The organism is Alsobacter sp. R-9 (assembly GCF_054612375.1).
This window is the reverse complement of the sequence record NZ_JBTSWJ010000002.1, coordinates 558,342-583,151: the sequence shown is the minus strand read 5'-3', so window position 1 is coordinate 583,151 and position 24,810 is coordinate 558,342. Positions and strand designations below refer to the sequence as shown.

Genomic DNA, 24,810 nt, shown 5'->3' with positions numbered 1-24,810 from the left:
GAGCCATGTCAGCATCCGCTTCGGCGCCTGCCGCCGTGCCGCCCGCGCCGTCCTTCGACCCGCGCGACTTCCGGCGTGCCCTCGGGCACTACGGGACGGGGGTGACCATCGTCACGGCGAGGGGGGCCGACGGTCGCATTGCCGGCCTCACCTGCAACTCCTTCGCGTCGGTGTCCCTCAATCCGCCCCTCGTGCTGTGGAGCCTGCTCATCCACTCGCCGAGCCTGAAGGTGTTCCAGGAGGCCAGCCACTTCGCGGTCAACGTGCTTGCCGAAGACCAGCAGGAGCTTGCCGGCGTGTTCGCCCGCTCCGGGGTCGACAAGTTCGAGGGGGTGCCGTGGTCTGACGGCCTCGGCGGCGCCCCCGTGCTGGACGCTGTCGCGGCGACGTTCGAGTGCCGCAACGCCTACCGCTACTACGGCGGTGATCACATCATCTTCATGGGAGAGGTCGAGCGCTATGCAAAGCGGGACGTCGAGCCGCTGCTCTTCGTGAAGGGACGGTTCGGAACGTTCGCCGATGCCGGCTGACCTCGCGCCCGCGTCGACGAACGTCGGTTCGGGCGCACGTCCGCGACGGATGTCCGCCGAACGGCGGCGCGCCGACATCGTGGCAAGGGCGGCGGTGGTGTTTGCCGAGCACGGATTCGGCACCGGAACGCGCGAACTTGCCGCCGCCATCGGCGTCACGCAGCCGCTGCTCTACCGGTACTTTCCCAGCAAGGACGACCTCGTCCGCGAGGTCTACGAGCATGTGTACCTGCGACGCTGGGACCCCGGCTGGGAGGACATGATCAGCGACCGATCCGTGGCGCTGCGCCAGCGCCTCGTGGCGTTCTACGAGGCCTATACGGCCACGATCTTTTCCCGCGACTGGATCAGGATCTACCTCCTCGCCGGCCTCGCGGGGATCGACCTCAACCGGCGCTACATCGGCCAGGTCGAGGAGCGCCTCCTCGGGCCGATCGCCCGGGAGACGCGCAGCGACCTCGGCCGACCCGACCGTCCGCCGACCGCGTCGGAACTCGAGCATGTCTGGCTGCTGCACGGCGGCATCTTCTATTCCGGCGTGCGGGTCCATGTGTTCGGACAAACCCCGCACGTCCCCACGGCCCAACTGGTTTCGGAGGCCGTGGACACATTCCTCGCCGGTGCGCGACGGCAGTTTGCTGCCGACTGACCGCGGTCTCGGCGAACGCCCGGCATCGCCCCGAGTCAGTACCGGCGCAGAAGGCTGACCAGCTTGCCCTGGATGCGCACGCGGTCAGGCCCGAGGACCCGCGTCTCGTAGGCCGGATTGGCCGCTTCCAGCGCAATCGAGGAGCCGCGGCGGCGCAGGCGCTTGAGGGTCGCCTCCTCGTCGTCGATCAGGGCGACGACGATGTCGCCCGTGTCCGCGCTGTCCTGGCGGCGGATCACCACGGTGTCGCCGTCGAGGATGCCAGCCTCGACCATCGAATCACCGCGCACCTCGAGGGCGAAATGGTCGCCGGTGCCGAGCATGTCCGGCGGCATCGCGATCGTGTGGCTCCGGGACTGGATGGCCGAGATCGGCGTGCCGGCCGCGATGCGGCCCATGACGGGAATGGAGACGGGGGAGTCGGCCTCCCCATGTGATGCGGTGACCTTCGGCCTGATCTTGCCGAGATTCCCCTCGATCACGCTCGGCTGGAAACGTCCGCGCGGAACCCCGTTCGGCACCGACTGCTCGGGAAGCTTGACCACCTCGATCGCTCGCGCGCGGTTCGGCAGTCGCCGGATGAACCCGCGCTCCTCGAGAGCCATGATGAGCCGGTGGATCCCTGACTTGGACTTGAGGTCGAGCGCCTCCTTCATCTCGTCGAAGGAGGGCGGCACCCCGTCCTCGCGCAGCCGCTCGTGGATCAGGAGAAGGAGTTCATGCTGCTTCCGGGTGAGCATCCGCGTTCGGCCTCGCTAGGGTGGTCGAGCCGACATCCGACTCGCCGCAAACAAACCACGAACAAAACATACATGTTCGCGCTGTGTTCGGCAATCGTGCGCTTGCGCTCTCGCTAGAAGCGCAGGATGCGACAGGCCTCGCCGGCCTTCGCGGCCGGGGCGTGGGGCGGGCGGATGATCAGCGCCTGGGCCTGTGCCAGGAGACGCAGCATGGAACTGTCCTGCCGGCCGAACGGCGTGGCGACCCGCCGGCCGTCCGGACCTTCCGAGATGCTCGCGCGGAGGTAATCCTGGCGCATGTCGTTCGCCGGCAGGTCCGCACCGAGGATCGCGGCCTCCGACCGGTCCGCCCCGGCATCCGCATCTCCGGCGAGAGCCCGCAGGAGCGGCAGCAGGAAGAGCTGGGCGCACACGATCGAGGAGACCGGGTTCCCCGGTAGCCCGAGGATGCCCATGGTCCCCAGCTGGCCGAAGATCAGCGGCTTGCCCGGCCGCATGGCGATGCGCCAGAAGCCGAGCGTCATGCCGCGTTGTGTGAGCGCCGACTGGACGAGATCGTGGTCGCCGACCGACGCGCCGCCGAGGGTGACGAGAACGTCGGCGCGCGCCGCCTCTGCAGCGGTGATCGCGGCCGCCAGCGACGCGAAATCGTCCGTGGCGATGCCGAGGTCGATCGGCTCCCCGCCGGCCTCCACCACCATGCCGGCGACCGCATACACGTTGGACGCGACGATCTGGTCGGGCCGCATGGCTTCGCCCGGCCGCACAAGCTCGTCGCCCGTCGCCAGGACCGCGACACGCGGGCGACGGCGCACCGGGACCGTGGCATGACCCATCGCGGCCGCGAGGGCCTGGGAGCGGGGTGTCATCCTGTGGCCCGCGGGGATCAGTTCCTCGCCTGCGCGGAAATCGAGCCCCGCCGGACGGACGAAGCGGCCGGCCGGCTCGGTCGTCCGAGCGACGATGGTGCCGTTCTCCGCGTCGGCGTTCTCCTGGATCAGCACCGTGTCGGCTCCCTCGGGAACGGGTGCGCCGGTGAAGATCCGGACCGCCTCGCCGGGGCCGACCCGGCCGGCGAAAGCGTGGCCCGCCGGCGCCGTTCCGATCACAGAAAGACGGGCGCCGGGGGCCGCCACGTCGGCGGCGCGCACGGCGTAACCGTCCATGGCGGAGGCGGGGAAGGGGGGCTGCGTCCTGAGCGCCGCGAGCGGCGTGGCCAGCGTGCGCCCCGCGGCCGCACCGATCGGGACCGTCTCGCTCTCCAGCGGCCGTCGCGCGAAATCGAGGACCATCCGCAGGGCGTCGTCGACCGAAAGGAGGGACATGGCAGGATCCGGCAGGCTTCTCGTGTCCGGGACAGGATGCGCAGAGCCGCGCCTGCGGTCCAGACGCTCCAGTGTCAGGGCTGCCCCTCGGCCCGGAAGGAGCCGGACTTGCCGCCGTCCTTCGCCAGCAGGCGGATGCCCTCGATCCGCATGCCGCGGTCGGCGGCCTTCACCATGTCGTAGATGGTCAGGCAGGCGACGGAGACGGCCGTCAGCGCCTCCATCTCGACGCCGGTCTGTCCGGAGACCCGCACGGTGGCCGTCACACGGATGCCGGGCAGCGTGTCGTCGGGCTCGAGCTCGACGGCGACCTTGCTCAGCAGCAGCGGATGGCAGAGCGGGATCAACTCGTGCGTGCGCTTCGAGGCCATGATGCCGGCGATGCGCGCAACACCGAGGACGTCGCCCTTCTTGGCGTTGCCCTCGCGGATGAGCGCCAGCGTCGCCGGCATCATCACCACCACGCCTTCGGCCACGGCCGTGCGATGGGTGACAGCCTTCTCGGACACGTCGACCATGGCGGCGGCGCCGCTCGCGTCGATGTGGGTGAGCCGGCTCATGCGACGGACCGTTCCGCTCCGGCGCCGAAAAGGAGGGCGCGTGTTGCCGCGGCGACGTCGTCCTGCCGCATCAGGCTTTCGCCGACGAGGAACGTGTCGATCCGATGCCGGGACAACCGCTCGATGTCGGCGTGGGTCGCGATGCCGCTCTCGCCGACGATGATCCGGTCGGCCGGGATGAGCGGCGCCAGCGCCTCGCTCACGGCCAGCGACGTCTCGAAGGTCCGCAGGTTGCGGTTGTTGATGCCCACGAGCTGCGTGCCCAGCGGCAGAGCGCGTTCCAGCTCCGCGCGGTCATGCACCTCGACCAGCACGTCCATGTCGAGGGCGTGGGCCGTGTCCGTCAGCAGCTTCGCATCCGCGTCGCTCAGGCTCGCCATGATGACGAGGATGCAGTCGGCGCCCCAGGCGCGGGCCTCGAACACCTGGTAGGGCTCGAACAGGAAGTCCTTGCGCAGCGTCGGAAGCGACGTCGCCTCGCGGGCCGCGACGAGGAATTCGGGCGCGCCCTGGAACGACGGCTCGTCGGTGAGCACCGAGAGGCAGGACGCGCCGCCCGCCTCGTAGGCGCGCGCGAGCGCCGGCGGGTCGAAGTCGGCGCGGATCAGGCCCTTGGACGGGCTTGCCTTCTTGATCTCGGCGATCAGCGCAGGGCGCCCCTCCGCCAGGTGCGCCCGGATGGCGCGTGCGAAGCCGCGGGGAGGGGGTGCTTCGGCCGCGCGGCGCTCGATCTCAGCCTGGGACACGCGCGCCTTCGCCGCGGCGATCTCCTCGCGCTTGTAGGCTTCGATGCGGGCCAGGATGTCCGCCATGCGTCACCTGTTGGAGACGAGGACGAGCCGGTCGAGCACGCCCTGCGCGGCGCCGCTGTCGACCGCGTGCGCGGCGAGCTCGGCACCATGGCGCAGCGTCTCGGCCTTGCCGGCCACCACCAGCGCGGCGGCGGCGTTGATGACGGCGATGTCGCGGTAGGCGGTCTTCTCGCCCGCCAGCACCTTGCGCAGCGCCGCGGCATTGACCTCGGCTTCGCCGCCCTTCAGGTCCTCGGGCTGGGAGCGCTGCAGGCCGGCATCCTCGGGCGTGATGACGAAGCGGCGAACCTTGCCGTTCTCCAGCGCCGCGACCGCCGTCTCGCCCGTCGTCGTGATCTCGTCGAGGCCGTCGCGGCCATACACGACCCAGACCTTCTCCGAACCGAGCGCGCCCAGGGTCTGAGCCAGCGGCTCCAGCCAGCTTTCCGAGAACACTCCCAGCAACTGCCGCTTCACCCCGGCAGGGTTCGACAGCGGGCCGAGCAGGTTGAAGATGGTGCGGGTGCCCAGCTCGATGCGCACCGGCGCGACATGGCGCATGGAGGCATGGTGCGTCGGGGCGAACATGAAGCCGACGCCGGCCTCGGCGATGCAATCGGTGACCTTCTGCGGCTCGAGGCCCACCTTGACACCCAGCGCCGTCAGCACGTCGGCGGCGCCGGACTTGGAGGACGCGGCACGGTTGCCGTGCTTGGCAACCGGCACGCCGCAGGCTGCCGTGATCATGGCAGCCAGCGTCGAGACGTTGTAGCTGCCCGAGTTGTCGCCGCCCGTGCCGACGATGTCGATGGCGTCGGCCGGCGCGGAGACGCGCAGCATCTTGTCGCGCAGCGCCTTCACCGCCCCGGCGATTTCGTCCACGGTCTCGCCGCGGACGCGCAGCGCCATCAGGAACGCGCCGCTCTGGGCCAGCGTCGAGCCGCCGGACAGGATCGTGTCGAAGGCGTGCTCGGCCTCCTCGCGTGAGAGCGGTCCGCCCGCGGCGACCTTGGCGATGATGGGCTTGAAGGCGTCCATGGTGCTCTCTCGGGCTCTCCCGCGCCGGCCTCAGGCCGGCGCAGCCTGCCTCGTCTTATTCCATTCGGTCGCGAGGTCGAGGAAATTCTTGAAGATCGTCAGGCCGTGCTCGGAGAGGATGCTTTCCGGGTGGAATTGCACCCCGTGCACCGGAAACCGGCGATGCGACAGACCCATGACGAGTCCGTCCTCGCTTTCGGCGGTCACCGCCAGGTCGTCAGGGAAGGTTTCGCGGCGGACCACGAGCGAGTGGTATCGCGTTGCCCGCAGCGGCCCGTTGATGCCGCGGAACACGCCCTGGCCGCGGTGGCGGATGGTCGAGACCTTCCCGTGCATCGGTACGGGCGCGCGCACCACCTCGCCGCCATAGGCCTGGCCCATGGCCTGCAGGCCCAGGCAGACGCCGAACAGCGGGATGCTGGGACCGGCCTTGGCGATGACGTCGAGGCAGATCCCCGCCTCGTTCGGCGTGCAGGGACCCGGGGAGAGCACGATGGCGTCGGGCTTGCGGTCGACCAGTTCGTCGGCGGTGAGAGCGTCGTTGCGCACCACCATGACGTCCGCGCCGAGGCGCCCGAGGTCGTGGACGAGGTTCCAGGTGAAGCTGTCGTAGTTGTCGACGAGGACGACGCGGGTCATGTCACTGCCCCCGTCCGGCGGCGCTGGCGAAGCGGACGGCCTCCTCGGCCGCGCGGAACAGCGCCTTAGCCTTGTTGACGCATTCCTGCTGCTCGGACGAGGGGTCGCTGTCGTAGACGATCCCCGCGCCGGCCTGCACGTACATCCGCTTGTCCTTCACCACGGCGGTGCGCAGGACGATGCAGGTGTCCATCTCGCCGTTGGCGCCGAAGTAGCCGATGCAGCCGGCATAGAGCCCGCGCTTGTCCTTCTCGAGCTCGTCGATGATCTGCATCGCGCGGACCTTCGGAGCCCCGGACACCGTTCCGGCGGGAAATCCGGCGACCAGCGCGTCGAGAGCGTCGTGGCGCGGGTCGAGGTCGCCCTCCACGTTCGAGACGATGTGCATCACCTGGCTGTAGCGCTCGATGAAGAAGCTGTCCGTGACGGTGACGGTGCCGATGCGCGACACGCGGCCGACGTCGTTGCGGCCGAGGTCGAGCAGCATCAGGTGCTCGGCCCGCTCCTTCTCGTCGGCGAGGAGGTCGTCGGCCAGCGCCTTGTCGTGCGCGGCATCGACGCCCCGGGGGCGGGTCCCGGCGATCGGACGGATCGTGACGCGCCCGTCGCGCACCCGCACGAGGATCTCCGGCGACGAGCACACGACCTGGTAGCCGCCGAAGTCGAGGTAGCAGAGGAATGGCGCCGGGTTGACGCGCCGCAGGGCCCGGTAGAGCGCGAAGGCCGGCAGGTCGAAGTCCGCCTCGAACCGCTGGGACAGCACCACCTGGAAAATGTCGCCGGCCCGGATGTACTCCTTGGCCCGCGCCACCATGGACCGGAACTCGTCCGGACTGGTGTTGGACGTCGAGGGCCCGGCCGCCGCGTCCGGCATGGCCGCCCGCGCCTGGGCGGGGAGGGGACCCTCGATGGCGGCGACCGCGGCGTCGAGGCGGGCCTGCGCGTCTTCCCACGCGGCCGTCGCGGAGACCCCCGCGCGGGGCCGGACCGGTGTCAGCACCGCAATCTCGTCCTTCACGGCGTCGAACACCACCATGACGGTCGGGCGCACGAGCACGGCGTCCGGCACGCCGAGCACGTCGCGGTTGGGAGCCGCGAGCCGCTCCATGTGCCGGACCATGTCGTAGCCGAGGTAGCCGAAGACGCCGGCCGCCATGGGGGGAAGGCCCTCGGCGAACGGGACGGCACTGTCCAAGAGCAGCGAGCGGAGCGCCGCAAGCGGCGGCTGCCCGCAGGGCTCGAACCGCTCCGGCTCGTCCAGCGCCTGCCGGTTGATCTCCGCGACCTCGCCGCGGCACCGCCAGATCACGTCGGGCGACAGGCCGATCATCGAGTACCGGCCGCGCACCGCGCCACCCTCGACGGATTCGAGCAGGAAGGACGGTCCGACGGAGCTGCCCGACAACTTCAGGTAGGCCGAGACCGGGGTCTCGAGGTCGCCCACGAGGCTGGTGCGCACGATCTGCGGATGCCCGTCCGCGTAGGCGCGCGCAAAGCTCTCTAAGTCGGGCGTCGCCGCCATGCTCAGCTGCCGCCGCCCACGGCCTGGCTGAGAGCGCGCTCGTTGATCGTCACGCCGAGATCGGTCTGGAGCCGGTTGACGTAGGCGGTGAGCACGTCGTCGCCCAGCGCGACGCGGATCTGGTCGTCGAGACGCACCGCATCCTGCTGGGTGCTCAGCAGCGGGGGAACCTCGGCACCCGTCACCTTCAGCACGACGCGCTCCATCGGCGTTGCGCCGAGGGCGGCTGCGGCGGAGCCGACGCGGGTGCCGAAGAGCTGCGCCACGGCGGCCTGCGACAGCCCGCCGTCGGCACCCGTGCGACGCACGCCGGTCGCGGTCTTCACCTCGAGGCCCAGGCCGGAGGCGACGGAGGCCAGCGTGGCGCCGCCGTCGACGGACTTGACGATCTCGTTCGCCTTCGTCGCGAGGCGGCCGGAGATTTCGTCCTCCTTCCACTGGGCGGCGACGGCGTCCTTGACCTCATCGAGCGTGCGGTCGCGCGCGGGGTCGATGCCGGCGACCTCGAACCAGATCCAGCCGCCGTCGCGCATGCCCAGCGCCTCGTTGTCAACGCCGATGTCGGAGCCGAAGATCGCGCGCAGCAGGGCCTCGCGGTCGGGCAGGTCGACCGGGCGTTCGGCCTTGTCGCGGCCGGCGCGGTCGATGCCGTCGATCACGCGCAGGTTGAGCTTCTGGTCCTTGGCGATGTCGGTGAGGGGACGGGCAGAGGCGCGCTGGTCCTCGATCCGGTCGTGCAGGTCCTGCAGGGCCTGCCGGGCGCGAGCGAGCGCGATCTCGGTCTTGATCTGCGTCGCCACCTCCGCGAACGGCTTCTGTGCGGCGGGCTGGACCTCGCCGACCTTCACGATCACGCCGCCGAAACGGCCGGCGATCGCATCGCTGGTGGTGTTGGCCGCCAGGGAGAACGCCGCCTCGCCGACGGCCGGGTCGATGATGGCATCCTTCGTCACGAGGCCGAGGTCGGTGTCCTTCGCCGCAAGCTTCCGCTCTTCGGCGACGGCCTCGAACGTCGCGCCCCCCTTGATCCGCTCCGCGGCGGCCTTGGCCTCGTCGAGGGTCGGGAACACGATCTGCTGCACGACGCGGCGTTCGGGCTGGCCGAAGCGCGCCTTCTCGCGCTCGTAGGTGGCCTGCGCGTCGGCATCGCTGATGACCATGCCCTGAGCGACGTCGGTCGGAGTGGCGACCAGAAGGTTCACCTTCCGGTACTCGGGAGCGCGGAAGGCGGCCTTGCGCTGGTCGAAGAAGGTCTTGAGCGCCGCCGCGTCGGGGGCGGGAATCTCGCCCGCCTGCGCCGCGGTGAGCACGATGTACTCCGCCGAGCGTGTCTCCGACTGGTAGCGGTGGACGGCGTCGCGGAGGATGGCGGGGGAAGGCATGGTGCCGGCCACGGCCTCGGCGAGTTGCTGGCGCAGGTAGACGCTGCGCTGCTGGCGCACGAAACCCTGCTCGGTGAACCCGCTGGAGCGGATGAGCTCGTTGAAGCGGTTGCGGTCGAACTGGCCGCCGCTCTGGAAGGCCGGGTCTGCCGTGATCGCCTTCACGATCGCGTCGTCGGACATCGCGAGGCGCAGCTCCTTGACCCGCTGGTCGAGCGCCGCCTCGGAGATCATCCGCGAGAGCACCTGCCGCTCGAGCCCGAGCGCGCGAGCCTCGTCGTTGGTTATGGCCCGGCGGACGCGGCGCGAGAGCGACTGCAGTTCGGTCTGGTAGGCGTCGCGGAAGGCCTGCTGCGAGATCTCCGCCGAGCCGACCTTGGCGACGCTCACCTGGCCGACGTTGCGGATCATGTCCGCGATGCCCCACACGGCGAAGCTCAGGATCAGGAAGCCGAACAGGATCGCGACGACGATCCTCCCGACGACGGTGTTTCCCGCCCTGCGCAGTCCATCCATCATGAGTTCAGACCCACTCGTCTTCTCCCCGTCCCGCGGGGGCGGGGCAGGGGTGCTGAAAGGCGGCGCATCATAGGGATGAGGGTCCCGCGCCGCAACGCCGCGGTTTGGCCGTCCCAACGGCGCCGAAATCGATGGCTCTGCCGTCGTTTGGACGGCTTCCGCCGCCGCCCGGCCTCTGCTACCCACCGGCGGTCCGCCGTCGCCCGCCCGAGGCGGGTTCGTCCAGAGGGAGATGCCGATGCCGTCCGACCGCCCGCGCCCGCTCGTTGCCGGAAACTGGAAGATGAACGGCGTCCGGGCCTCCCTGAAGGAACTGGCTGCGATGGCCGAGGGGTACGATGGCGCGCTCCGCGCCCGGGTGGACCTGCTCGTATGCCCCCCGGCTCCGCTGCTCTATGTGGCGAGCGCAGCGTGCGTCGGCACCCGCATCGCGACCGGCGGGCAGGACTGCCACGCCAACGCCAGCGGCGCCCACACGGGCGATGTTTCGGCCGAGATGCTGTCCGATGCCGGCGCCACCTATGTCATTGTTGGCCATTCCGAGCGCCGGGCCGACCACGGGGAGAGTGACGCGGTCGTGCGGGCCAAGGCCGCCGCAGCCCACCGGGCGGGGCTCGTCGCCATCGTCTGCGTGGGCGAGACGCGGGCCGAGCGGGAGGCCGGGCGCACGCTGGCCGTCGTCCGCCGCCAGCTCAAGGGCTCAATCCCCGAGGGTTCGACGGCGGGGACGCTCGTCGTCGCCTACGAACCGGTCTGGGCCATCGGCACGGGCCTGACCCCGACCGCGGCCGACGTCGCGGAGGTGCATGCGATGATCCGCAGCGAGCTGCGCAAGCTCGTCGGCAAGGCCGAGGCGCCGGGCGTCCGGATCCTCTACGGCGGATCCGTGAAGCCCTCGAACGCGGCCGAACTGATGGCGGTCGCCGACGTGGACGGCGCGCTGGTGGGCGGCGCGAGCCTCAAGGCCGCGGATTTCCTCGGCATCGCCGGCGTCTACCGCTGAGGCCGGGACTGGCGGTGGGGGACGATCGCCCCCATCTTCCCTCCGCGCGCCGCAGCGTGTACAAGGCGCGCGCGTTTTCCGGCCGGGCCGCGTCTCACGACGCCGTGGCGCCCGGCCTTTCGGTTTGGACGGATTCATGCAGCAGGTTCTGATCGTCATCCACCTCATCGTCGTGCTGGCGCTGGTCGGCGTGATCCTGCTGCAGCGCTCCGAGGGCGGCGCGCTCGGCGGCCTCAGCGGTGGCGGCGGCGTGTCGGGCTTTCTGACGGGCCGTGGCCAGGCCAATGCGCTGACCCGGGCGACCGCGATCCTCGCCGCCGTCTTCTTCACCACCAGCATGGCGCTTGCCATCATGGCTGGCCTGGGCCGCGAGCCGAAGTCCATCTTCGACCGCGCCGCGCCGATCGCGCCGGCGGGTTCGACCGCTCCGGCGGCCCCCTCGGGCTCCGGCGGCGTGCTGGACCAGCTCCGGCAGCTGGAAGGGCAGGGCTCCGGCGGACAGGCGCCGGCCCGCCAGCCCTGATCGACGGATGCTTCGGAGGGCCGGGAAACCGGCCCTCTCTCTTTGTGGAGGCCCGTCCGCAGCTGTGGGCAGGCAGGGGACCGGTGTTTGCCGGACTCAACGAATCACGACCGAGGCCTTAAACGGGGATCCCCATGGCTCGCTATGTTTTCATCACCGGCGGCGTGGTCTCTTCGCTCGGAAAAGGTCTCGCCTCCGCCGCCCTGGGCGCCCTCCTGCAGGCACGCGGCTACTCGGTCCGCCTGCGAAAGCTCGACCCCTACCTCAACGTCGATCCGGGCACGATGAGCCCGTACCAGCACGGCGAGGTCTTCGTCACGGACGACGGGGCCGAGACCGACCTCGACCTCGGCCACTACGAGCGCTTCACCGGGCGGCCGGCCTCCAAGGCCGACAACATCACGACCGGCCGCATCTACCAGGACATCATCACCAAGGAGCGCCGCGGCGACTACCTGGGTGGCACCGTGCAGGTGATCCCACACGTCACCAACGCCATCAAGGAGTTCGTGCTGACCGGGAACGAGGGCGTCGACTTCGTCCTCGTCGAGATCGGCGGCACGGTGGGCGACATCGAGGGCCTGCCGTTCTTCGAGGCGATCCGCCAGCTCGGCAACGACCTCCCGCGCGGCCACGCCGTCTACGTGCACCTGACGCTCTTGCCATACATCCCGAGCGCCGGAGAACTGAAGACCAAGCCGACGCAGCACTCCGTCAAGGAACTGCGCTCGATCGGCATCCAGCCTGACATCCTGCTCTGCCGGACGGACCGGGAGATCCCCCGCGAGGAGCGGCGCAAGCTCGCGCTGTTCTGCAACGTGCGCGAGAGCGCGGTGATCGAGGCGCGCGACGTTTCGTCGATCTACGCCGTCCCCGCCGCGTACCACGCCGCCGGCCTCGACCAGGAGGTACTCGCCGCCTTCGGCATCGAGCCGGCCCCGAAGCCCAACCTCGCCCGCTGGAGCGAGGTGACCGAGCGCATCGCCAATCCTGAGGGCGAGGTCACGATCGCGGTCGTGGGCAAGTACACGGGCATGAAGGACGCCTACAAGTCGCTCATCGAGGCCCTCGCCCACGGCGGGATCGCCAACCGCGTGCGCGTCAAGCTCGACTGGATCGAGTCGGAGGTGTTCGAGAACGAGGACCCGGCCCCGTTCCTCGAACACGTCCACGGCATCCTCGTGCCCGGCGGGTTCGGCCATCGCGGCGCCGAGGGCAAGATCCGCGCGGCCGGCTTCGCGCGAGAGCGGCGCGTGCCTTACTTCGGCATCTGCTTCGGCATGCAGATGGCGGTGATCGAGGCCGCCCGCTCGCTCGCCGGCATCGCCGCCGCCAACTCCACCGAGTTCGGCCCCTGCAGCGAACCCGTCGTCGGCCTGATGACCGAGTGGATGCGCGGCAACGAGCTGGAGACGAGGGCCGCCGGCGGCGACCTGGGCGGCACCATGCGGCTTGGTGCCTACCGCGCCCGGCTCGCGGAGGGCAGCCGCATCGCGCAGATCTACGGCGACACGGAGATCACCGAGCGGCACCGCCACCGCTACGAGGTGAACATGGGCTACCGCGAGAGACTCGAGGCGCAGGGCATGCGCTTCGCCGGCGTTTCGCCGGACGGTCTCCTGCCGGAGACGGTGGAGTTCCCGGACCACCCGTGGTTCGTCGGCGTGCAGTACCACCCTGAGTTGAAGTCCCGTCCGTTCGAGCCGCATCCGCTGTTCTCCAGCTTCATTGCCGCCGCGGTCGAGCAGAGCCGGCTCGTCTAGCCATGGCAGCGCGCGGCATCGACCACGTCGTCGTCGGGGTTCGCGACCTCGACGCTGCAGGACGGCTCTACGAGGCCCTGGGCTTCACGGTGGGCGCGCGCAACCGGCATCCGTGGGGCACGGAGAACCGGATCATCCAGTTCCCGGGCTCGTTCATCGAACTGATCACGGTGGGCGACGGCGCGGCCATCCCGCCCCATGCGCCAGGCCGCTTCTCGTTCGGCGCGTTCGTCCGCGACTCCCTGGCGAAGCGCGAGGGGCCCTCCATGCTGGTGCTCGAGTCGGCGGACGCAGAGGCCGACCGTGCCGCCTTCGCCGCCGCCGGGATCGGTGCATTCGAGCGCTTCGACTTCGAGCGGCAGGCGCGCCGGCCCGATGGCTCGACCGTGCGCGTCGCCTTCAGCCTCGCCTTCGCCGCCGCGCCCCTCGCGCCCGAGGTCGGCTTCTTCGTGTGCCAGCAGCACGAACCTCAGAACTTCTGGAACCCGGCGTTCCAGCGTCACGCCAACGGCGCGACGGGACTTGCGGCGGTGACCCTGGTTTCCGAGAATCCCTCGGCCCATGCCGAGTTCCTGTCGGCCTTCTCGGGCGAACGGGACCTCGTGTCGAACTCGGCGGGCATCACGGTGCCGACCCCACGCGGACGCATCGACGTGATGACGGGGGCGGCGCTGCGATTCCATGCGGGCGTCGAGATCGCCGAGGAACCGGCGCGCCTGGTGGGTCTTTCGCTGTCCGTGTCGGATCCGGCCGCCATGGCGGCACGCCTCGCGACGGCCGGAGTCGCCCATTCGACCGTACAGGGAGACGTCATCGTGCCGCCCGAGGCGGCGATGGGCACCCTGCTGCGATTCACCGCCTGATCCCCCTCGCGGCGCCCCCGCGCTTCCGCTAGCCTGCCCTTTGGGCAAGGATCGCGGGGGGCTTCGTGGTCATCGCATCGCTGCAGGGCCTGCCGGCCTTTCTTCTCTACTTCTGCGTGTCGATCGCCCTCGTGGCGGCGTACGCCTTCGTCTATTCCCGTCTCACCGCACACGACGAGTTCGCCCTGATCGAGGCCGGGAACGCTCCGGCGGCTCTGGCCTTCGGCATGAGCATGGCCGGGTTTGCCCTGCCGCTCGCCAGCGCCGCCGCCCACGCGGTGTCGATCATCGACCTCGTCGTCTGGGGCCTCATCGCCCTCGCGGTCCAGGCCCTCGTCTACCTCTTCGCCCGCTGGCGGATGCCGGACGTGTCGAAGCGGATCGCCGACCGGGACTGGGCGGCCGCGCTGTGGCTCGGCGCGCTGTCGCTCGTGATCGGCCTCATCAACGCCGTTTCCATGTCGACGTGACGCGATGGTCGAGTTCGGCAAGCGGACGGCGGCCCCGACGCCGCCTCCCAGGAAACGGTCGCAGGGCGTGCACCTGCGGGTGATGGCCGGCGCCGGCGCGGCCGCGCTGGGCGTCTACGCCCTGGCGCCCAACGCCTCGTGCCCCGAAGGGCGGCTCTACGATTCGCTGGAGCAGTGCCTGTCCCACGGCGCCCTGAGCGAGGCGATCTGCCGCTCCGGCTTCGACCGCCCGGTCGGCCCGGCTCGCGATCCGGTGCTCTTCTCAGGGCCCAACGGCTCTTCCGCACAGGTCGCGCTGCGCACCGACGGAGGCTTCCGCCTCAGGGACGGGACGTTCCTTTCCGGTGACGCCGTGTGCCGCCCCTACCAGTCCCGGACGTCGTCGACGTCCTGGGGGAGTTCCCGGGGCAGCAACTGGTTCTCCTCCGGTTCGTCGTCGTCCGGCAGCGGTGACCACGCCGCGACCACGACCTCACGCGGCGGCTTCGGCGGGATCGGCCACGCCTTCTCCAGCGGCGGCGGCTGAGATGCGGCGCGTCCCCATCGCGTCGCGGGCCAACTGGAAGTCGCTGGCGGAGGCGGAAGGGTTCGACTTCCACACCATCGACGACGCGCCGTACTGGGTCGAGGACGCCTACTACGCCTTCACCCTCCGCCAGATCGAGAACGACCTCGAGGACCCGTCGGCCGAGCTTCACGCGATGTGCGTCGATCTGGTGGATCGCATCGTCAAGGACGATCGGCTGATCGCGCGCCTCGGCATCCCCGAGACGGCCCGCGACGCCGTGGCGACAAGCTGGTGGCGCCGCGATCCCAGCCTCTACGGCCGCTTCGACCTCGCCTATGGCGGCACGGGCCCGGCCAAGCTGCTCGAATACAACGCGGACACGCCCACGGCGCTCTACGAGACCGGCTACTTCCAGTGGCGCTGGCTGGAGGATGCCCGCGAGTCGGGCGCTCTCCCCCCGGACGCGGACCAGTTCAACAGCGTCCACGACCGTCTCGTCGCCGCGCTCGGCGCCATCGCCGCCGGGCGCCCCCTCCACGTGACGTGCATGGACGGAAGCCCGGAGGACCGGGGCACGGTGGCCTATCTCCAGGACTGCGCCGTGCAGGCCGGGCTCCAGTCGCCCTTCATCGCGCTGGGCGACATCGGCCTTTCGCCGGACGGGCACTTCGTCGACCTCGACGAGCAGCCGATCGCGCTGCTCTTCAAGCTCTACCCCTGGGAGTGGATGTTCGCCGACAGCTTCGGTGCGAAGATCTTTGCCAGCGGCACGCGCTTCCTCGAGCCGCCGTGGAAGGCGCTGCTGTCGAACAAGGGTCTCCTGCCTCTCCTGTGGGAGGCCCATCCGGGTCACCCCAACCTCCTCCCGGCCTTCTTCGAGGATGATCCGCGCAAGGCCTCCCTCGGGACGAGCTTCGCCAAGAAGCCGCTGTTCTCGCGCGAGGGCGCCAACGTCACCCTGGTGCGGGACGGTGCCGTGCTCGACGCCGACCAGGGCCCCTACGGCAGGGAGGGCTTCGTTCGGCAGGGACTCGCGGAGATCCCCGTCTTCGACGGCCAGCACGTCGTCCTCGGCAGCTGGATCGTTGCCGGGGAGCCGGCCGGCCTGTGTGTGCGCGAGGACGCCACGCCGATCACCAAGAACACGTCACGGTTCCTGCCGCACGCGATCGTCGGCTGAGTGGCCCCGGGCTCGCGTGAATCCGCGGGAGCCGCTATAGCAGCCCCATGACCGATCTCGCTCCGAACCCCGTCGTGGCCGCAGGCGTCGTGCGCTTCGGCAACGCGCTCCCGCTCGCCCTCATCGCAGGCCCTTGCGCCATGGAGAGCCGCAGCCATGCGCTCGAGATGGCCGAGGCCCTGAAGGATCTCACCGGCCGGCTGGGGCTTCCCTTCGTCTTCAAGTCGTCCTTCGACAAGGCGAACCGCACCTCCCTGAAGGGGGCGCGCGGCATCGGCCTCGACGCTGCGCTGGCGGTCTTCGCCGAAATCCGCGCGCGCTTCGGCCTTCCCGTGATCACCGACGTCCACGACGCCGCCCAGTGCGCACCCGTGGGCGAGGTGGTCGACATCCTGCAGATCCCGGCGTTCCTCTGCCGCCAGACCGACCTCCTGATCGCCGCCGCGCAGACCGGACGCGTCGTCAACGTCAAGAAGGGCCAGTTCCTCGCGCCGTGGGACATGGCCAACGTGCTGGCCAAGGTGACGGGCGCGGGCAACCCCAACGTGCTGCTCACGGAGCGCGGCGTGTCCTTCGGCTACAACACGCTCGTCTCCGACATGCGTGCGCTGCCGATCATGGCGGCCACGGGTGCGCCGGTGATCTTCGATGCGACGCACTCCGTCCAGCAGCCGGGCGGGCAGGGGACGTCATCGGGCGGGCAGCGCGAATTCGTCCCCGTGCTGGCGCGGGCCGCCGTGGCCGTGGGCGTCGCGGGCGTCTTCATCGAGACGCACGAGGACCCCTCCCGCGCGCCGTCCGATGGCCCCAACATGGTGCCGCTGAAGGAACTCGGCGGCCTGCTCGAGGAGCTGATGGCGTTCGACTCGCTCGCGAAGCGTCGTCGCTAGGCTCCTAGATCGTCTCGATCTTTCCGGACGCGGCCGAGCGCGAGATCGCCTCGAACGCCCGGACGTTGAACAGCATCTCGTCGTGGGTGACGGGGTAGGGGGCGCCGCCGGCCGCCGCGGCCGCGAACGCTTCCAGATTGTCCCTTACGGCCGGATGGGGCGGGCTGAACGTCGTCTCGGGCGTCCCGCCGCGCTTGACCGTCGTGACGTCCCAGCCGGTCGACTTCTCCGGGTGGGTCCGGTCCCTGATCTCGATCCAGCCGCCGGAGCCGTAGACCGCGAGGCGCCCCACGAAGGGGGTGGCGAGGATCGCCGTCAGCGTGGCCGTCGCGCCATTCTCGAAGCCCATCGTCACGGAAAGCGTGTCTCCGTTGGCGAACCGGCTGCCGCGCGTCGCCAGCCGCGCCCAGACCTCGATGGGCCGGCCGAACACGGCAATGGAGAGATCGACGAGGTGGATGCCGGTCGCCGAGAGCGGCCCGACGGGAGCCTCGACCGGCGACAGCCGCCAGTTGTCGGGCGGCAGGGCGAAGAACTTGTCCTGGCTGAAGTTGGCTTCCATCAGAAGCGGCGTGCCGAATTCGCCGCCCGCCAGCGCCGCCCGCATGGCGATCACCGACGGCTCGAAGCGACGCTCGTGGCCGATGCCGAGCACCACGCCCGCGTCCCGCACGGCGGCCAGCGCCTTCTCCACGTCAGCGCCGGTCGTGCACAAGGGCTTCTCGCAGAAGACGTGCTTGCCCGCCTTCGCCACCGCGACGATCTGGTCGGCGTGGAACTTGTGGGGCGAGCACAGGATCACGGCGTCGACGTCGCTGCGGGAAAGCGCATCCTCGAAGCGGGCAGACGTCTCCATCCCGAGCGGCACAACGGCCGCCCGCCCGGCCTCGTCCGGATCGATTCCGAGGACGGGGCGGATCGACGGGCTGCCCGCCAGTTCCCGGGCGATGGTTCGGCCCCACCAGCCGAGGCCCACGATGGCAGCGCGGATCATGGACGGTCTCCCTTCCCGGCGAGCAGGACCGCCACCGCAGTGGCGTCGTCAGTGGTGGGGACCCCTGCGGCCAGCGCGCCGACGTATGCCGCCAGCGCCGCTTCCGTGACGGGGATCCGATCCCCCTGGGACGTGGCGAAGCGGGTCATCAGCGCGAGGTCCTTCCGGGCGGCCCCCATGTCGAAGGCGGCGGCCGATGGCGCCGCACCGCCGAGGCGTCGGGCGATGTCCGGTCCCCGCAGCTTCATGGCGGCGGGCGTCCCCGACGTGTCGGAGAGGATGTCCACGATCCGCTCGGGCGGAAGATCGAGGGTCTTCAGCAGGCTCATCGCCTCGCCGAGCGCCTGCCAGTAGACGATCAGCGGCAGGTTCACGGCGAGCTTCAGCTTTGCCCCCGCTCCGGCCGGCCCGACATGCTCGACCCGACGACAGAGCGTCTCGAGAATGGGGCGGGCCCGCGCCACCGCCGCGTCGCTGCCCCCGACCAGCCCCAGCAACTGTCCGTTCTTCGCGGGGCCGACGCTGCCGCCGACCGGGCACTCGACGAAATCCGCGCCCGCCGCCGCGACATCGGCGGCAAGGCGTGCGCTGGTCGCGGGCAGCACGGTGCTCATGTCCACCACCAGCCGACCGCGGATGGCGCCGGACAGGATGCCGTCAGGCCCCCGGTAGACGGCGTCGATGGCGGCCTCGTCGAGGACCATGGTGATGACGGCCTCGGCAGAGCCCGCAGCCTCGGCTGGCGTCGCCGCGGCCACGGCGCCAAGCGCCGTCAGGCGGCCGAGCTTGGCGCGGTCCCGGTTCCAGACCGTGACCGCGTGGCCTTGCGAGAGCAGCCGCTCGGCCATGGCGCTGCCCATCTTTCCCGTGCCGCAGATCGCCACCTGCATGATGTCGGTCCTCCGCTCAGGCCTGGCCGGCCAGCCGCGCCATCTCGGCGCGGTACCAGTCGCCGATGGCACTCGCCGTCATCGGCGCCGTCGCCTCGTGGCTGAACACGTGGTCGAGGAGCGCCTCCAGATAATCGATCCGGTGGGGAACGCCGGTGATGTAGGGATGGATCGAGATCGCCATGACACGGGCGTTCTGCTCGCCCTCGCGCACGAGCCTGTCGAACTGGTCCTGTCCGCGCCGCAGCCACTCCTGCGGCGGCTGGTGCTGCAGGGCATGGACGACGATGTCGTTGGTCTCGACCGTATAGGGGATCGTCGTCACCGTGCCGAACGGCGTCGCGATGTCCTGCGGCAGGTCGTCGATGACCCAGTCGGCGACGTACTCGATGCCGTGCTTGCGCAGCAGGTCGAGGGTTTCGTCCGTCTCCGTCAGGCCGGGGCTCTCCCACGAGCGCGGCGCCGTCCCGGTGAAGCGGGCGATGGCCTCGACGGTGCGGGCGATGGCGTCGTCCTGGTTCTCGACCTTGTGCATCGGTCCCTGCAGGAACCCGTGCCCCATGAACTCGAACCCGGCGTCGCGCGCGGCGGCGGCGACCCGCGGGTAGGAGTTCACCACGTTGCCGTTGATGGCGAGCGTCACCGGGATGCTGCGGCGGGTCAGCGCCTCGAACTGCCGCCAGAAACCCACCCGCATCCCGTATTCGTGCCACGACCAGTTCGGCACGTCGGGCAGCAGCGGCTGGCCCATGGGCGGCGGCAGCACGGTGCGGGGCATCGCCCGCTCCATGCGCCACTCCTCGACATTGAGGATCACCCAGACCGCGACCTTCTTGCCGCCGGGAAGCGTAAGGCGGGGGCGGTCGACGATGGCCTGGTAGGGAACGCGGTCCGAAAGAGGCATCAGGCAGGAATTCCGAGAAAGCCCGCGACGGCGCGGTTGAAGGAGTCGGTCCGGTCGACGTTGGGCAGGTGCGCGCCCCCCTCGATCACCTCGAGCCGCGCACCGGGCGTGGCGACCGCCATCGCCTTCATGGTGCCGACGGGTGCCCCGGCATCCTCGCTGCCGCAGACATAGAGCGTCGGGATCCGGATCGAGCCGAGGCTCCGGAGATAGTCCAGCGTCCGGATCGCCCCGACGCAGCCGCGATAGCCTGCGACGGGGGTCGCGACGAACTCGTCGCGGAAACGCTGGAGCATGGCCGGGTTCGCCGAACGCCAGTCGGCGGCGAACCAGCGCTCCATCGTGCCCTCGACGATGGCGGCGAGGCCCCCCGCGTCGACCGCCGCGAGCCGCTCGACCCAGCTGGCCTGGAACGCCGGCGGAGCATCGGCCCGGGCATCGCAGCAGACGATCCGCTCGAAGCGGCCGGGGTGCGCGAGGGCGAGCCCCAGCGCGGTCATGCCGCCGAGGGAGAGGCCCATGAAGGTCGCGTGGCGGATATCGAAACGGTCCATGACGGCGATGACGTCGCCCGTCAGGTCCCCGAAGCAGTACGCGCCGGGAGGAGCTTCAGACGCTCCGTGGCCGCGGGTGTCGTAGCGCAGGACGCGGAAATGCCTCTCCAGGAGCGGCATCTGCGGGTCCCACATGGAACTCGTCGCGCCGAGCGAGTGGGAGAGCACGATCCACGGCGCGCCCTCCGCGCCCGAGACCGTGCAGGCGATGCCGGTGCCGCCGTGGCCGGGGACCAGGGTCGTCATGCCGCGGCCTCCTTCGAGCCGATGGCGGCATTGACCCTCGGCAGGACCTGCTCGGCGAGCAGGATCATGGAGTTGCGGCCCAGATCCCGGTCCTTCCAGTCCTTGCCGGCGTAGAGGAGCGTGCCGAATTCGCCCACCTGCTCGCGGAAGGCGAGAAGGTCGTCGGCGACCTTGTCCGGCGTACCCCAGATGATCAGCTGGTCGCAGACGCTCTCCAGCGTGACCTCGTCGTCCGGCTGGTCGCGCCGCGTCTTGAAGAGCTCGATGCGGCCGTTCTTCTTCAGCTTGGTGAAGAGCGAGCGGTAGTAGGATACGTAGGGGCCGGAGGGATCCATGGCGTAGGCCTTGGCCGTCGCGAGGTCCTTCGCCACGAAGACGCTCTTGGCGACGCGCCAGTTGGCCGGGTCGGCCGGCCGGCCGGCGCGGGTACAGCCCTCGACGTAGTTCGGCCAGTGGCTCTTCACCCACGGCGGCATCAGGAAGTTCGCCGAGATCGGGTCCCAGCCCCGCGCCGCCGCCTCGGTCACGCCCTTCGAGAAAGGCGCAACCGCCGTCACCACGATCGGCGGATGCGGCCGCTGCAGAGGCTTGGGCATCATCCCCTGGCCAATCTCCGGCATCTGGGTTCGTTCGGTCGTGACGGTCCAGTACTTGCCCTTGAGGGAGTAGGGCACCTCGCCCGACCAGATGGCCAGCACCGTGTTGATCGCCTCGAGGAACATCTCGTTGCGGTTGGCGTCGAGGTTGCCGAACACCTCGGCATCCGAGAGCAGCCCACCCGGGCTGATGCCCATGATGAAGCGGCCGTCCAGCATGTGGTCGAGCATCGCCACGGTGGCGGCCACGGCTGCCGGATGCGCGTTCGGCATGTTGATGGTGCCGGTGCCGAGCCGGATCTGCTTCGTCGCGGCGGCGAGCCAGGCGACAAAGGCCATGCAGGACGTGATGTTCTCCGCCTTGTCGGTCACATGCTCGCCGGCATATGCCTCGACGAAGCCGAGTTCGTCGGCGAGCAGGAACGCCTCGCGGTCCTCCTGCAGGCACAGCCGCCAGTCCTTGTCCAGCGGATGGATCGGCATCGTGAAAAAGCCGAGCTTCATGGCGGTCCGTCCCGGTTCCTGCATTCCTTGCCGCGGTCGACGCGTCAGCGCGTCACGCCGGCCTCGTCCTCGAACACCCGGCACACGGCCGCCGTGTCGAGGTCGCCGAGCCCCATCGCCAGCGCCTTGTCGTAGACGGGCCCGCTGCGGTCGAAGAGCGGCGTCGAGCAGCCGAGCCCGCGGGCGAACTCCGCGATGATCTGCATGTCCTTCTGCCACGTCGAGATGCGCATGGTGGGCGGCGCGTAGGTGTTCGCCACCATCAGCGGGCCGCGCACCTGAAAGATGCGCGAGCCGCCGGCGCCGGGGCCGACGAGGTCCAGCACCGTCTGCAAGTCGAGCCCGGCCTTCTCCGCCAGCACCATCGCCTCGGCCGTCGCCACGTTGTTGATGGCGACGAGATGGTTGGCGATGAACTTCAGCTTGCTGCCATTGCCGTAGGCGCCGACATGGGCGTGCTGCTTGGCAATGTCCTCGAACACGGGCGCGAACCGCGCGACCGCCTCGTCCGGGCCGCTGGCGTAGACGATCAGGTCGCGCACTGCGGCCTGTGAGCCGGTCCCGCTCAGCGGGCAGTCGAGGGCGACGTGCCCGGCCTCCGTCAGGATCGCGCCGAAGCTCTCCTTGTCGGCGAGCGACAGCGTGCTCGTCTCGCAGACGATGCGCGACGGGGCTCCGCTGCCAGCGATCTCGCGGGCCGTCGCCAGCGCCGCCTTGGGCGATGGGAGGCTTGTCATCACCAGCGGGGATGCGGCCGCAACCGCGGCCGCGTTCGCCGCGGCGGTGAAGCGCGGGCCGGCGAGCGCCGCCATCGCCGCTGCGTCCGTGTCGAAGCCCACGACCTGCCAGCCGCGCTCCATCAGGTTGCGGGCCATGGCCCCGCCCATGATGCCGAGGCCGACGATGCCGACCATACCCTTGCTGGTCATCGTCGCGCCCTCAGTCGAGGCCTTCGACCGCCACCATGTGGCGGACGGCATTGCCGGTCGCGTACTGGCGCGCCTCCGTGTACTCGGGCGAGTTGTAGCAGGTGACCGCCGCCTCGACGCTCGGGAAGCGGGCGACGACCGTGCGCTCGAACTCGCCGCCCTCGAAGATCACCTGCCTGCCGCCGCGAGCGAGGAAGACACCGCCGTGCTTCTCGATCGCCGGCCCCGCGAGGGCGGCATACTTCGCGTAGACCTCCGGGTTGGTCACGTGGACGCGGGACACCCAGTAAGCGGACATCGGCAGGCTCCTTGATGATGCGGGACCGCGGTTCCTCGCGGTCGCCCGGTGTTCATGCGGCACGCTCGGGCATGCCGCGGTCGTTCAGCGACCGAGGTTCGGCAGCCACGTGGCCGTCTGCGGGAAGACCGCGATGACGACGATGGCGAAGAGCAGGCAGATCCAGAAGGGGATTGCCGCCCGGAAGATCTCGCCGAGCTTGAGGTTCTCCTCCGGCAGCGCCGCCTTCACGGTGAAGACGAGGATGCCGAAGGGGGGCGTCAGCAGGCCGGTCTCGATGGCGATGATGCCCATGATGGCGAAGGCCAGCGGGTCGAAGCCGACCGCGGCGGCCACCGGCGCGAACACCGGCACCGTGAGCAGGATGATCGAGATCGAGTCGATGATGCAGCCCAGGATGAACCAGATCAGCACCATGATCGCGAGGATCTCGTAGGGGCCGAGGCCCGACCCGATGAAGAGTTCCTTGGCGGCGCCGGTGATGCCGGTCATCGACAGCACGCGCGAATAGAGCTGCGCCATCACCAGCAGCAGCAGCAGCGGCGCGGCGGTGCGGCCGACCGACAGCACGACGTCGAGGATCTCGCGCGGCTTCATGCCCTTCGCGAGCGCCAGCACGAGCGCGGCAGCCGCACCGACGCCGGCGCCCTCCGTCGGCGTGAACAGGCCGAGCCAGATGCCACCCAGCACGCCGACGATGAGCATCACGACGAGGAGGGTCGAGCGCAGCACCTCCTTCATGTGGCGCTCGTCATGGCCGAAGCTGATGGTGAGCGGGTCCTTCGCGTTGCGGCTCTCGCCCACCTTCTCGGGGTTCCGGATCGCGAACCAGACGATGTAGAGGGTATAGAGGGCGACGACGATGAAGCCGGGAATGATGCCGGCGATGAACAGCTGGCCGATGGCCTGCTCGGTCAGCACGCCCCACACGATCATCAGCACCGAAGGCGGGATGAGCATGCCGAGGCAGGCCGAGCCGGCGACGGTGGCGAGCGAGAAGCCGCGGTCGTAGCCGAAGCGCTTCATCTCCGGCCAGGCGATGCGCGAGAACGCCGCCGCTGCGGCAATGCTGACGCCGGTGATGAAGCCGAAGATGGCGTTGGCGAACACCGTGGCGACGCCGAGGCGGCCGGGCAGCCACTTCGTCGCCCGGTTGACGAGGGCGAAGAGGTCGCGCGCCGCGCCGCATTTCGCCAGGAACTCGCCCATCAGCATGAACAGCGGGATGACGGCGAAGACGTAGTCGCGCACGGCCTCGTAGGCTGTGTTCGACACGAAGCTCGTCACCACGTGCATGTCCGGCTGCATCATGTAGATGCCGAGGCAGGCCGTGACGCCCAGCGCGATGGCGATGTGCACGCCCGACAGCACGAGGCCGAGCAGGACCGCCACGACGACGATCATCTGGGTGGGTTCGAACATGGGGGAACGTCCGTCGGATCAGTGCGAGACGCCGGTCGAGATCGCCGTGCCGGCGCGCAGCGCGCGCACCTGCCGCAGGATCAGGACGACGTAGGAGAGCAGGGCGAGCGAACTGCCGACGAGCACCGACAGCCGGACGGGCCACATGGGAACGCGCAGCGCGCCCTCGCCCTCGTACTCGCCGCTCGACCAGGCGTGAAGGAAGCCTTCCCAGGTTCCGACGATGATGATGGCGAACAGCCCCATGGCGATCAGCGAGCCGGCGATATCCATCAGGCCGCGCAACGTCGCCGGAACGCGGTCGGTGATGGCGTCCACCCGGAGCATGCCGCCCGTGAGGATGGCGTAGGACGCCATGAGGTAGCAGACGATGACGATGGTGCTGGAGACGAGCTCCGGCGTTCCCTTGAGCGGGCTGTTAAACAGCACGCGACCGGTAACGTCGGCGACGACGACGAAGCTCAGAAGGAAGGCGAGCACGGAAGCGACGACGAGCAGCGTGCGCGCCGCCGTGTCGAGCGTTTTCTCGAACATGGGATCCCCAGCCCCGGAGAACGAAGAAGGGGACCGGGCGTGGC

General features: G+C 70.1%; 27 protein-coding genes. 10 read left to right on the top strand and 17 right to left on the bottom strand.

What is annotated here, in order from left to right:
- The first annotated feature begins 5 nt into the window (after positions 1 to 5).
- Entirely contained in the window at positions 6 to 530 is a 525-nt protein-coding gene (locus ACX9GQ_RS05450; protein WP_459628521.1) for a flavin reductase family protein, read from the top strand.
- Positions 520 to 1,179 (top strand): TetR/AcrR family transcriptional regulator, encoded by a 660-nt coding sequence (locus ACX9GQ_RS05445; RefSeq protein ID WP_459628520.1) that lies wholly within the window; start codon positions 520 to 522, stop codon positions 1,177 to 1,179. Before ACX9GQ_RS05450 ends, ACX9GQ_RS05445 begins: the two co-directional genes overlap by 11 nt.
- A gap of 35 nt (positions 1,180 to 1,214) precedes the next feature.
- Here the strand turns inward: ACX9GQ_RS05445 and lexA are convergent, their stop codons facing one another.
- The 8 genes from lexA to ACX9GQ_RS05405 all read right to left on the bottom strand — a co-directional run bounded on the left by lexA (position 1,215) and on the right by ACX9GQ_RS05405 (position 9,695).
- Positions 1,215 to 1,919, bottom strand: coding sequence for a transcriptional repressor LexA (gene lexA / locus ACX9GQ_RS05440; protein ID WP_459628519.1), 705 nt, complete (start codon positions 1,917 to 1,919; stop codon positions 1,215 to 1,217).
- A gap of 113 nt (positions 1,920 to 2,032) precedes the next feature.
- A complete protein-coding gene (locus ACX9GQ_RS05435) occupies positions 2,033 to 3,244 on the bottom strand; it encodes a molybdopterin molybdotransferase MoeA (protein WP_459628518.1) in 1,212 nt (403 codons plus the stop codon).
- A gap of 74 nt (positions 3,245 to 3,318) precedes the next feature.
- Positions 3,319 to 3,804: a cyclic pyranopterin monophosphate synthase MoaC gene (gene moaC / locus ACX9GQ_RS05430; protein ID WP_459628517.1), complete on the bottom strand. Its 486-nt coding sequence runs from the start codon at positions 3,802 to 3,804 to the stop codon at positions 3,319 to 3,321.
- Complete coding sequence (trpC, locus tag ACX9GQ_RS05425) at positions 3,801 to 4,616, bottom strand: indole-3-glycerol phosphate synthase TrpC (protein ID WP_459628516.1); 816 nt, start codon at positions 4,614 to 4,616, stop codon at positions 3,801 to 3,803. The genes moaC and trpC overlap by 4 nt, the downstream gene beginning before the upstream one ends.
- A 3-nt stretch (positions 4,617 to 4,619) precedes the next feature.
- A complete protein-coding gene (gene trpD / locus ACX9GQ_RS05420; RefSeq protein WP_459628515.1) occupies positions 4,620 to 5,633 on the bottom strand; it encodes an anthranilate phosphoribosyltransferase in 1,014 nt (337 codons plus the stop codon).
- A 30-nt stretch (positions 5,634 to 5,663) separates the two neighbouring features.
- Positions 5,664 to 6,272: an anthranilate synthase component II gene (locus ACX9GQ_RS05415; RefSeq protein WP_459628514.1), complete on the bottom strand. Its 609-nt coding sequence runs from the start codon at positions 6,270 to 6,272 to the stop codon at positions 5,664 to 5,666.
- A 1-nt stretch (position 6,273) separates the two neighbouring features.
- Positions 6,274 to 7,794: an anthranilate synthase component I gene (gene trpE, locus ACX9GQ_RS05410; protein WP_459628513.1), complete on the bottom strand. Its 1,521-nt coding sequence runs from the start codon at positions 7,792 to 7,794 to the stop codon at positions 6,274 to 6,276.
- 2 nt (positions 7,795 to 7,796) lie between these two features.
- Entirely contained in the window at positions 7,797 to 9,695 is a 1,899-nt protein-coding gene (locus ACX9GQ_RS05405) for a SurA N-terminal domain-containing protein (protein WP_459628512.1), read from the bottom strand.
- 238 nt (positions 9,696 to 9,933) lie between these two features.
- On the opposite strand from ACX9GQ_RS05405, the gene tpiA reads away from it, so the two are divergent.
- From tpiA to kdsA, 8 genes are all read left to right on the top strand, one after another.
- A complete protein-coding gene (gene tpiA / locus ACX9GQ_RS05400) occupies positions 9,934 to 10,698 on the top strand; it encodes a triose-phosphate isomerase (RefSeq protein WP_459628511.1) in 765 nt (254 codons plus the stop codon).
- A gap of 136 nt (positions 10,699 to 10,834) precedes the next feature.
- Positions 10,835 to 11,221 (top strand): preprotein translocase subunit SecG, encoded by a 387-nt coding sequence (gene secG / locus ACX9GQ_RS05395; protein ID WP_459628510.1) that lies wholly within the window; start codon positions 10,835 to 10,837, stop codon positions 11,219 to 11,221.
- Between the two features lie 134 nt (positions 11,222 to 11,355).
- Positions 11,356 to 12,984, top strand: a complete 1,629-nt coding sequence (locus ACX9GQ_RS05390; protein ID WP_459628509.1) for a CTP synthase — start codon at positions 11,356 to 11,358, stop codon at positions 12,982 to 12,984.
- Positions 12,985 to 12,986: 2 nt separating this feature from the next.
- On the top strand, positions 12,987 to 13,847 hold the full coding sequence (locus ACX9GQ_RS05385; protein ID WP_459628508.1) for a VOC family protein: 861 nt from the start codon (positions 12,987 to 12,989) through the stop codon (positions 13,845 to 13,847).
- A 65-nt stretch (positions 13,848 to 13,912) separates the two neighbouring features.
- Complete coding sequence (locus tag ACX9GQ_RS05380; protein ID WP_459628507.1) at positions 13,913 to 14,317, top strand: DUF350 domain-containing protein; 405 nt, start codon at positions 13,913 to 13,915, stop codon at positions 14,315 to 14,317.
- 4 nt (positions 14,318 to 14,321) lie between these two features.
- Positions 14,322 to 14,843, top strand: coding sequence for a hypothetical protein (locus ACX9GQ_RS05375; protein ID WP_459628506.1), 522 nt, complete (start codon positions 14,322 to 14,324; stop codon positions 14,841 to 14,843).
- A gap of 1 nt (position 14,844) precedes the next feature.
- Positions 14,845 to 16,005, top strand: a complete 1,161-nt coding sequence (locus ACX9GQ_RS05370) for a glutathionylspermidine synthase family protein (RefSeq protein ID WP_459628505.1) — start codon at positions 14,845 to 14,847, stop codon at positions 16,003 to 16,005.
- Between the two features lie 47 nt (positions 16,006 to 16,052).
- On the top strand, positions 16,053 to 16,895 hold the full coding sequence (kdsA, locus tag ACX9GQ_RS05365) for a 3-deoxy-8-phosphooctulonate synthase (protein WP_459628504.1): 843 nt from the start codon (positions 16,053 to 16,055) through the stop codon (positions 16,893 to 16,895).
- 4 nt (positions 16,896 to 16,899) lie between these two features.
- Here the strand turns inward: kdsA and ACX9GQ_RS05360 are convergent, their stop codons facing one another.
- The 9 genes from ACX9GQ_RS05360 to ACX9GQ_RS05320 form a co-directional block, all read right to left on the bottom strand.
- Entirely contained in the window at positions 16,900 to 17,889 is a 990-nt protein-coding gene (locus ACX9GQ_RS05360) for a Gfo/Idh/MocA family protein (RefSeq protein WP_459628503.1), read from the bottom strand.
- The gene (locus tag ACX9GQ_RS05355; RefSeq protein WP_459628502.1) at positions 17,886 to 18,779 is read right to left on the bottom strand and encodes an NAD(P)-dependent oxidoreductase; all 894 of its coding nucleotides are present in this window, start codon (positions 18,777 to 18,779) and stop codon (positions 17,886 to 17,888) included. The genes ACX9GQ_RS05360 and ACX9GQ_RS05355 overlap by 4 nt, the downstream gene beginning before the upstream one ends.
- A gap of 16 nt (positions 18,780 to 18,795) precedes the next feature.
- The gene (locus tag ACX9GQ_RS05350; RefSeq protein ID WP_459628501.1) at positions 18,796 to 19,683 is read right to left on the bottom strand and encodes a polysaccharide deacetylase family protein; all 888 of its coding nucleotides are present in this window, start codon (positions 19,681 to 19,683) and stop codon (positions 18,796 to 18,798) included.
- On the bottom strand, positions 19,683 to 20,483 hold the full coding sequence (pcaD, locus tag ACX9GQ_RS05345; RefSeq protein WP_459628500.1) for a 3-oxoadipate enol-lactonase: 801 nt from the start codon (positions 20,481 to 20,483) through the stop codon (positions 19,683 to 19,685). Before pcaD ends, ACX9GQ_RS05350 begins: the two co-directional genes overlap by 1 nt.
- Positions 20,480 to 21,583, bottom strand: a complete 1,104-nt coding sequence (locus tag ACX9GQ_RS05340; RefSeq protein ID WP_459628499.1) for an LLM class flavin-dependent oxidoreductase — start codon at positions 21,581 to 21,583, stop codon at positions 20,480 to 20,482. The genes pcaD and ACX9GQ_RS05340 overlap by 4 nt, the downstream gene beginning before the upstream one ends.
- A gap of 44 nt (positions 21,584 to 21,627) precedes the next feature.
- Positions 21,628 to 22,512, bottom strand: a complete 885-nt coding sequence (locus ACX9GQ_RS05335; RefSeq protein ID WP_459628498.1) for an NAD(P)-dependent oxidoreductase — start codon at positions 22,510 to 22,512, stop codon at positions 21,628 to 21,630.
- Between the two features lie 10 nt (positions 22,513 to 22,522).
- Complete coding sequence (locus tag ACX9GQ_RS05330; protein ID WP_459628497.1) at positions 22,523 to 22,810, bottom strand: DUF1330 domain-containing protein; 288 nt, start codon at positions 22,808 to 22,810, stop codon at positions 22,523 to 22,525.
- Between the two features lie 84 nt (positions 22,811 to 22,894).
- Positions 22,895 to 24,232, bottom strand: a complete 1,338-nt coding sequence (locus tag ACX9GQ_RS05325; RefSeq protein ID WP_459628496.1) for a TRAP transporter large permease — start codon at positions 24,230 to 24,232, stop codon at positions 22,895 to 22,897.
- Positions 24,233 to 24,250: 18 nt separating this feature from the next.
- Positions 24,251 to 24,766 (bottom strand): TRAP transporter small permease subunit, encoded by a 516-nt coding sequence (locus ACX9GQ_RS05320; RefSeq protein WP_459628495.1) that lies wholly within the window; start codon positions 24,764 to 24,766, stop codon positions 24,251 to 24,253.
- Positions 24,767 to 24,810: the final 44 nt, after the last annotated feature.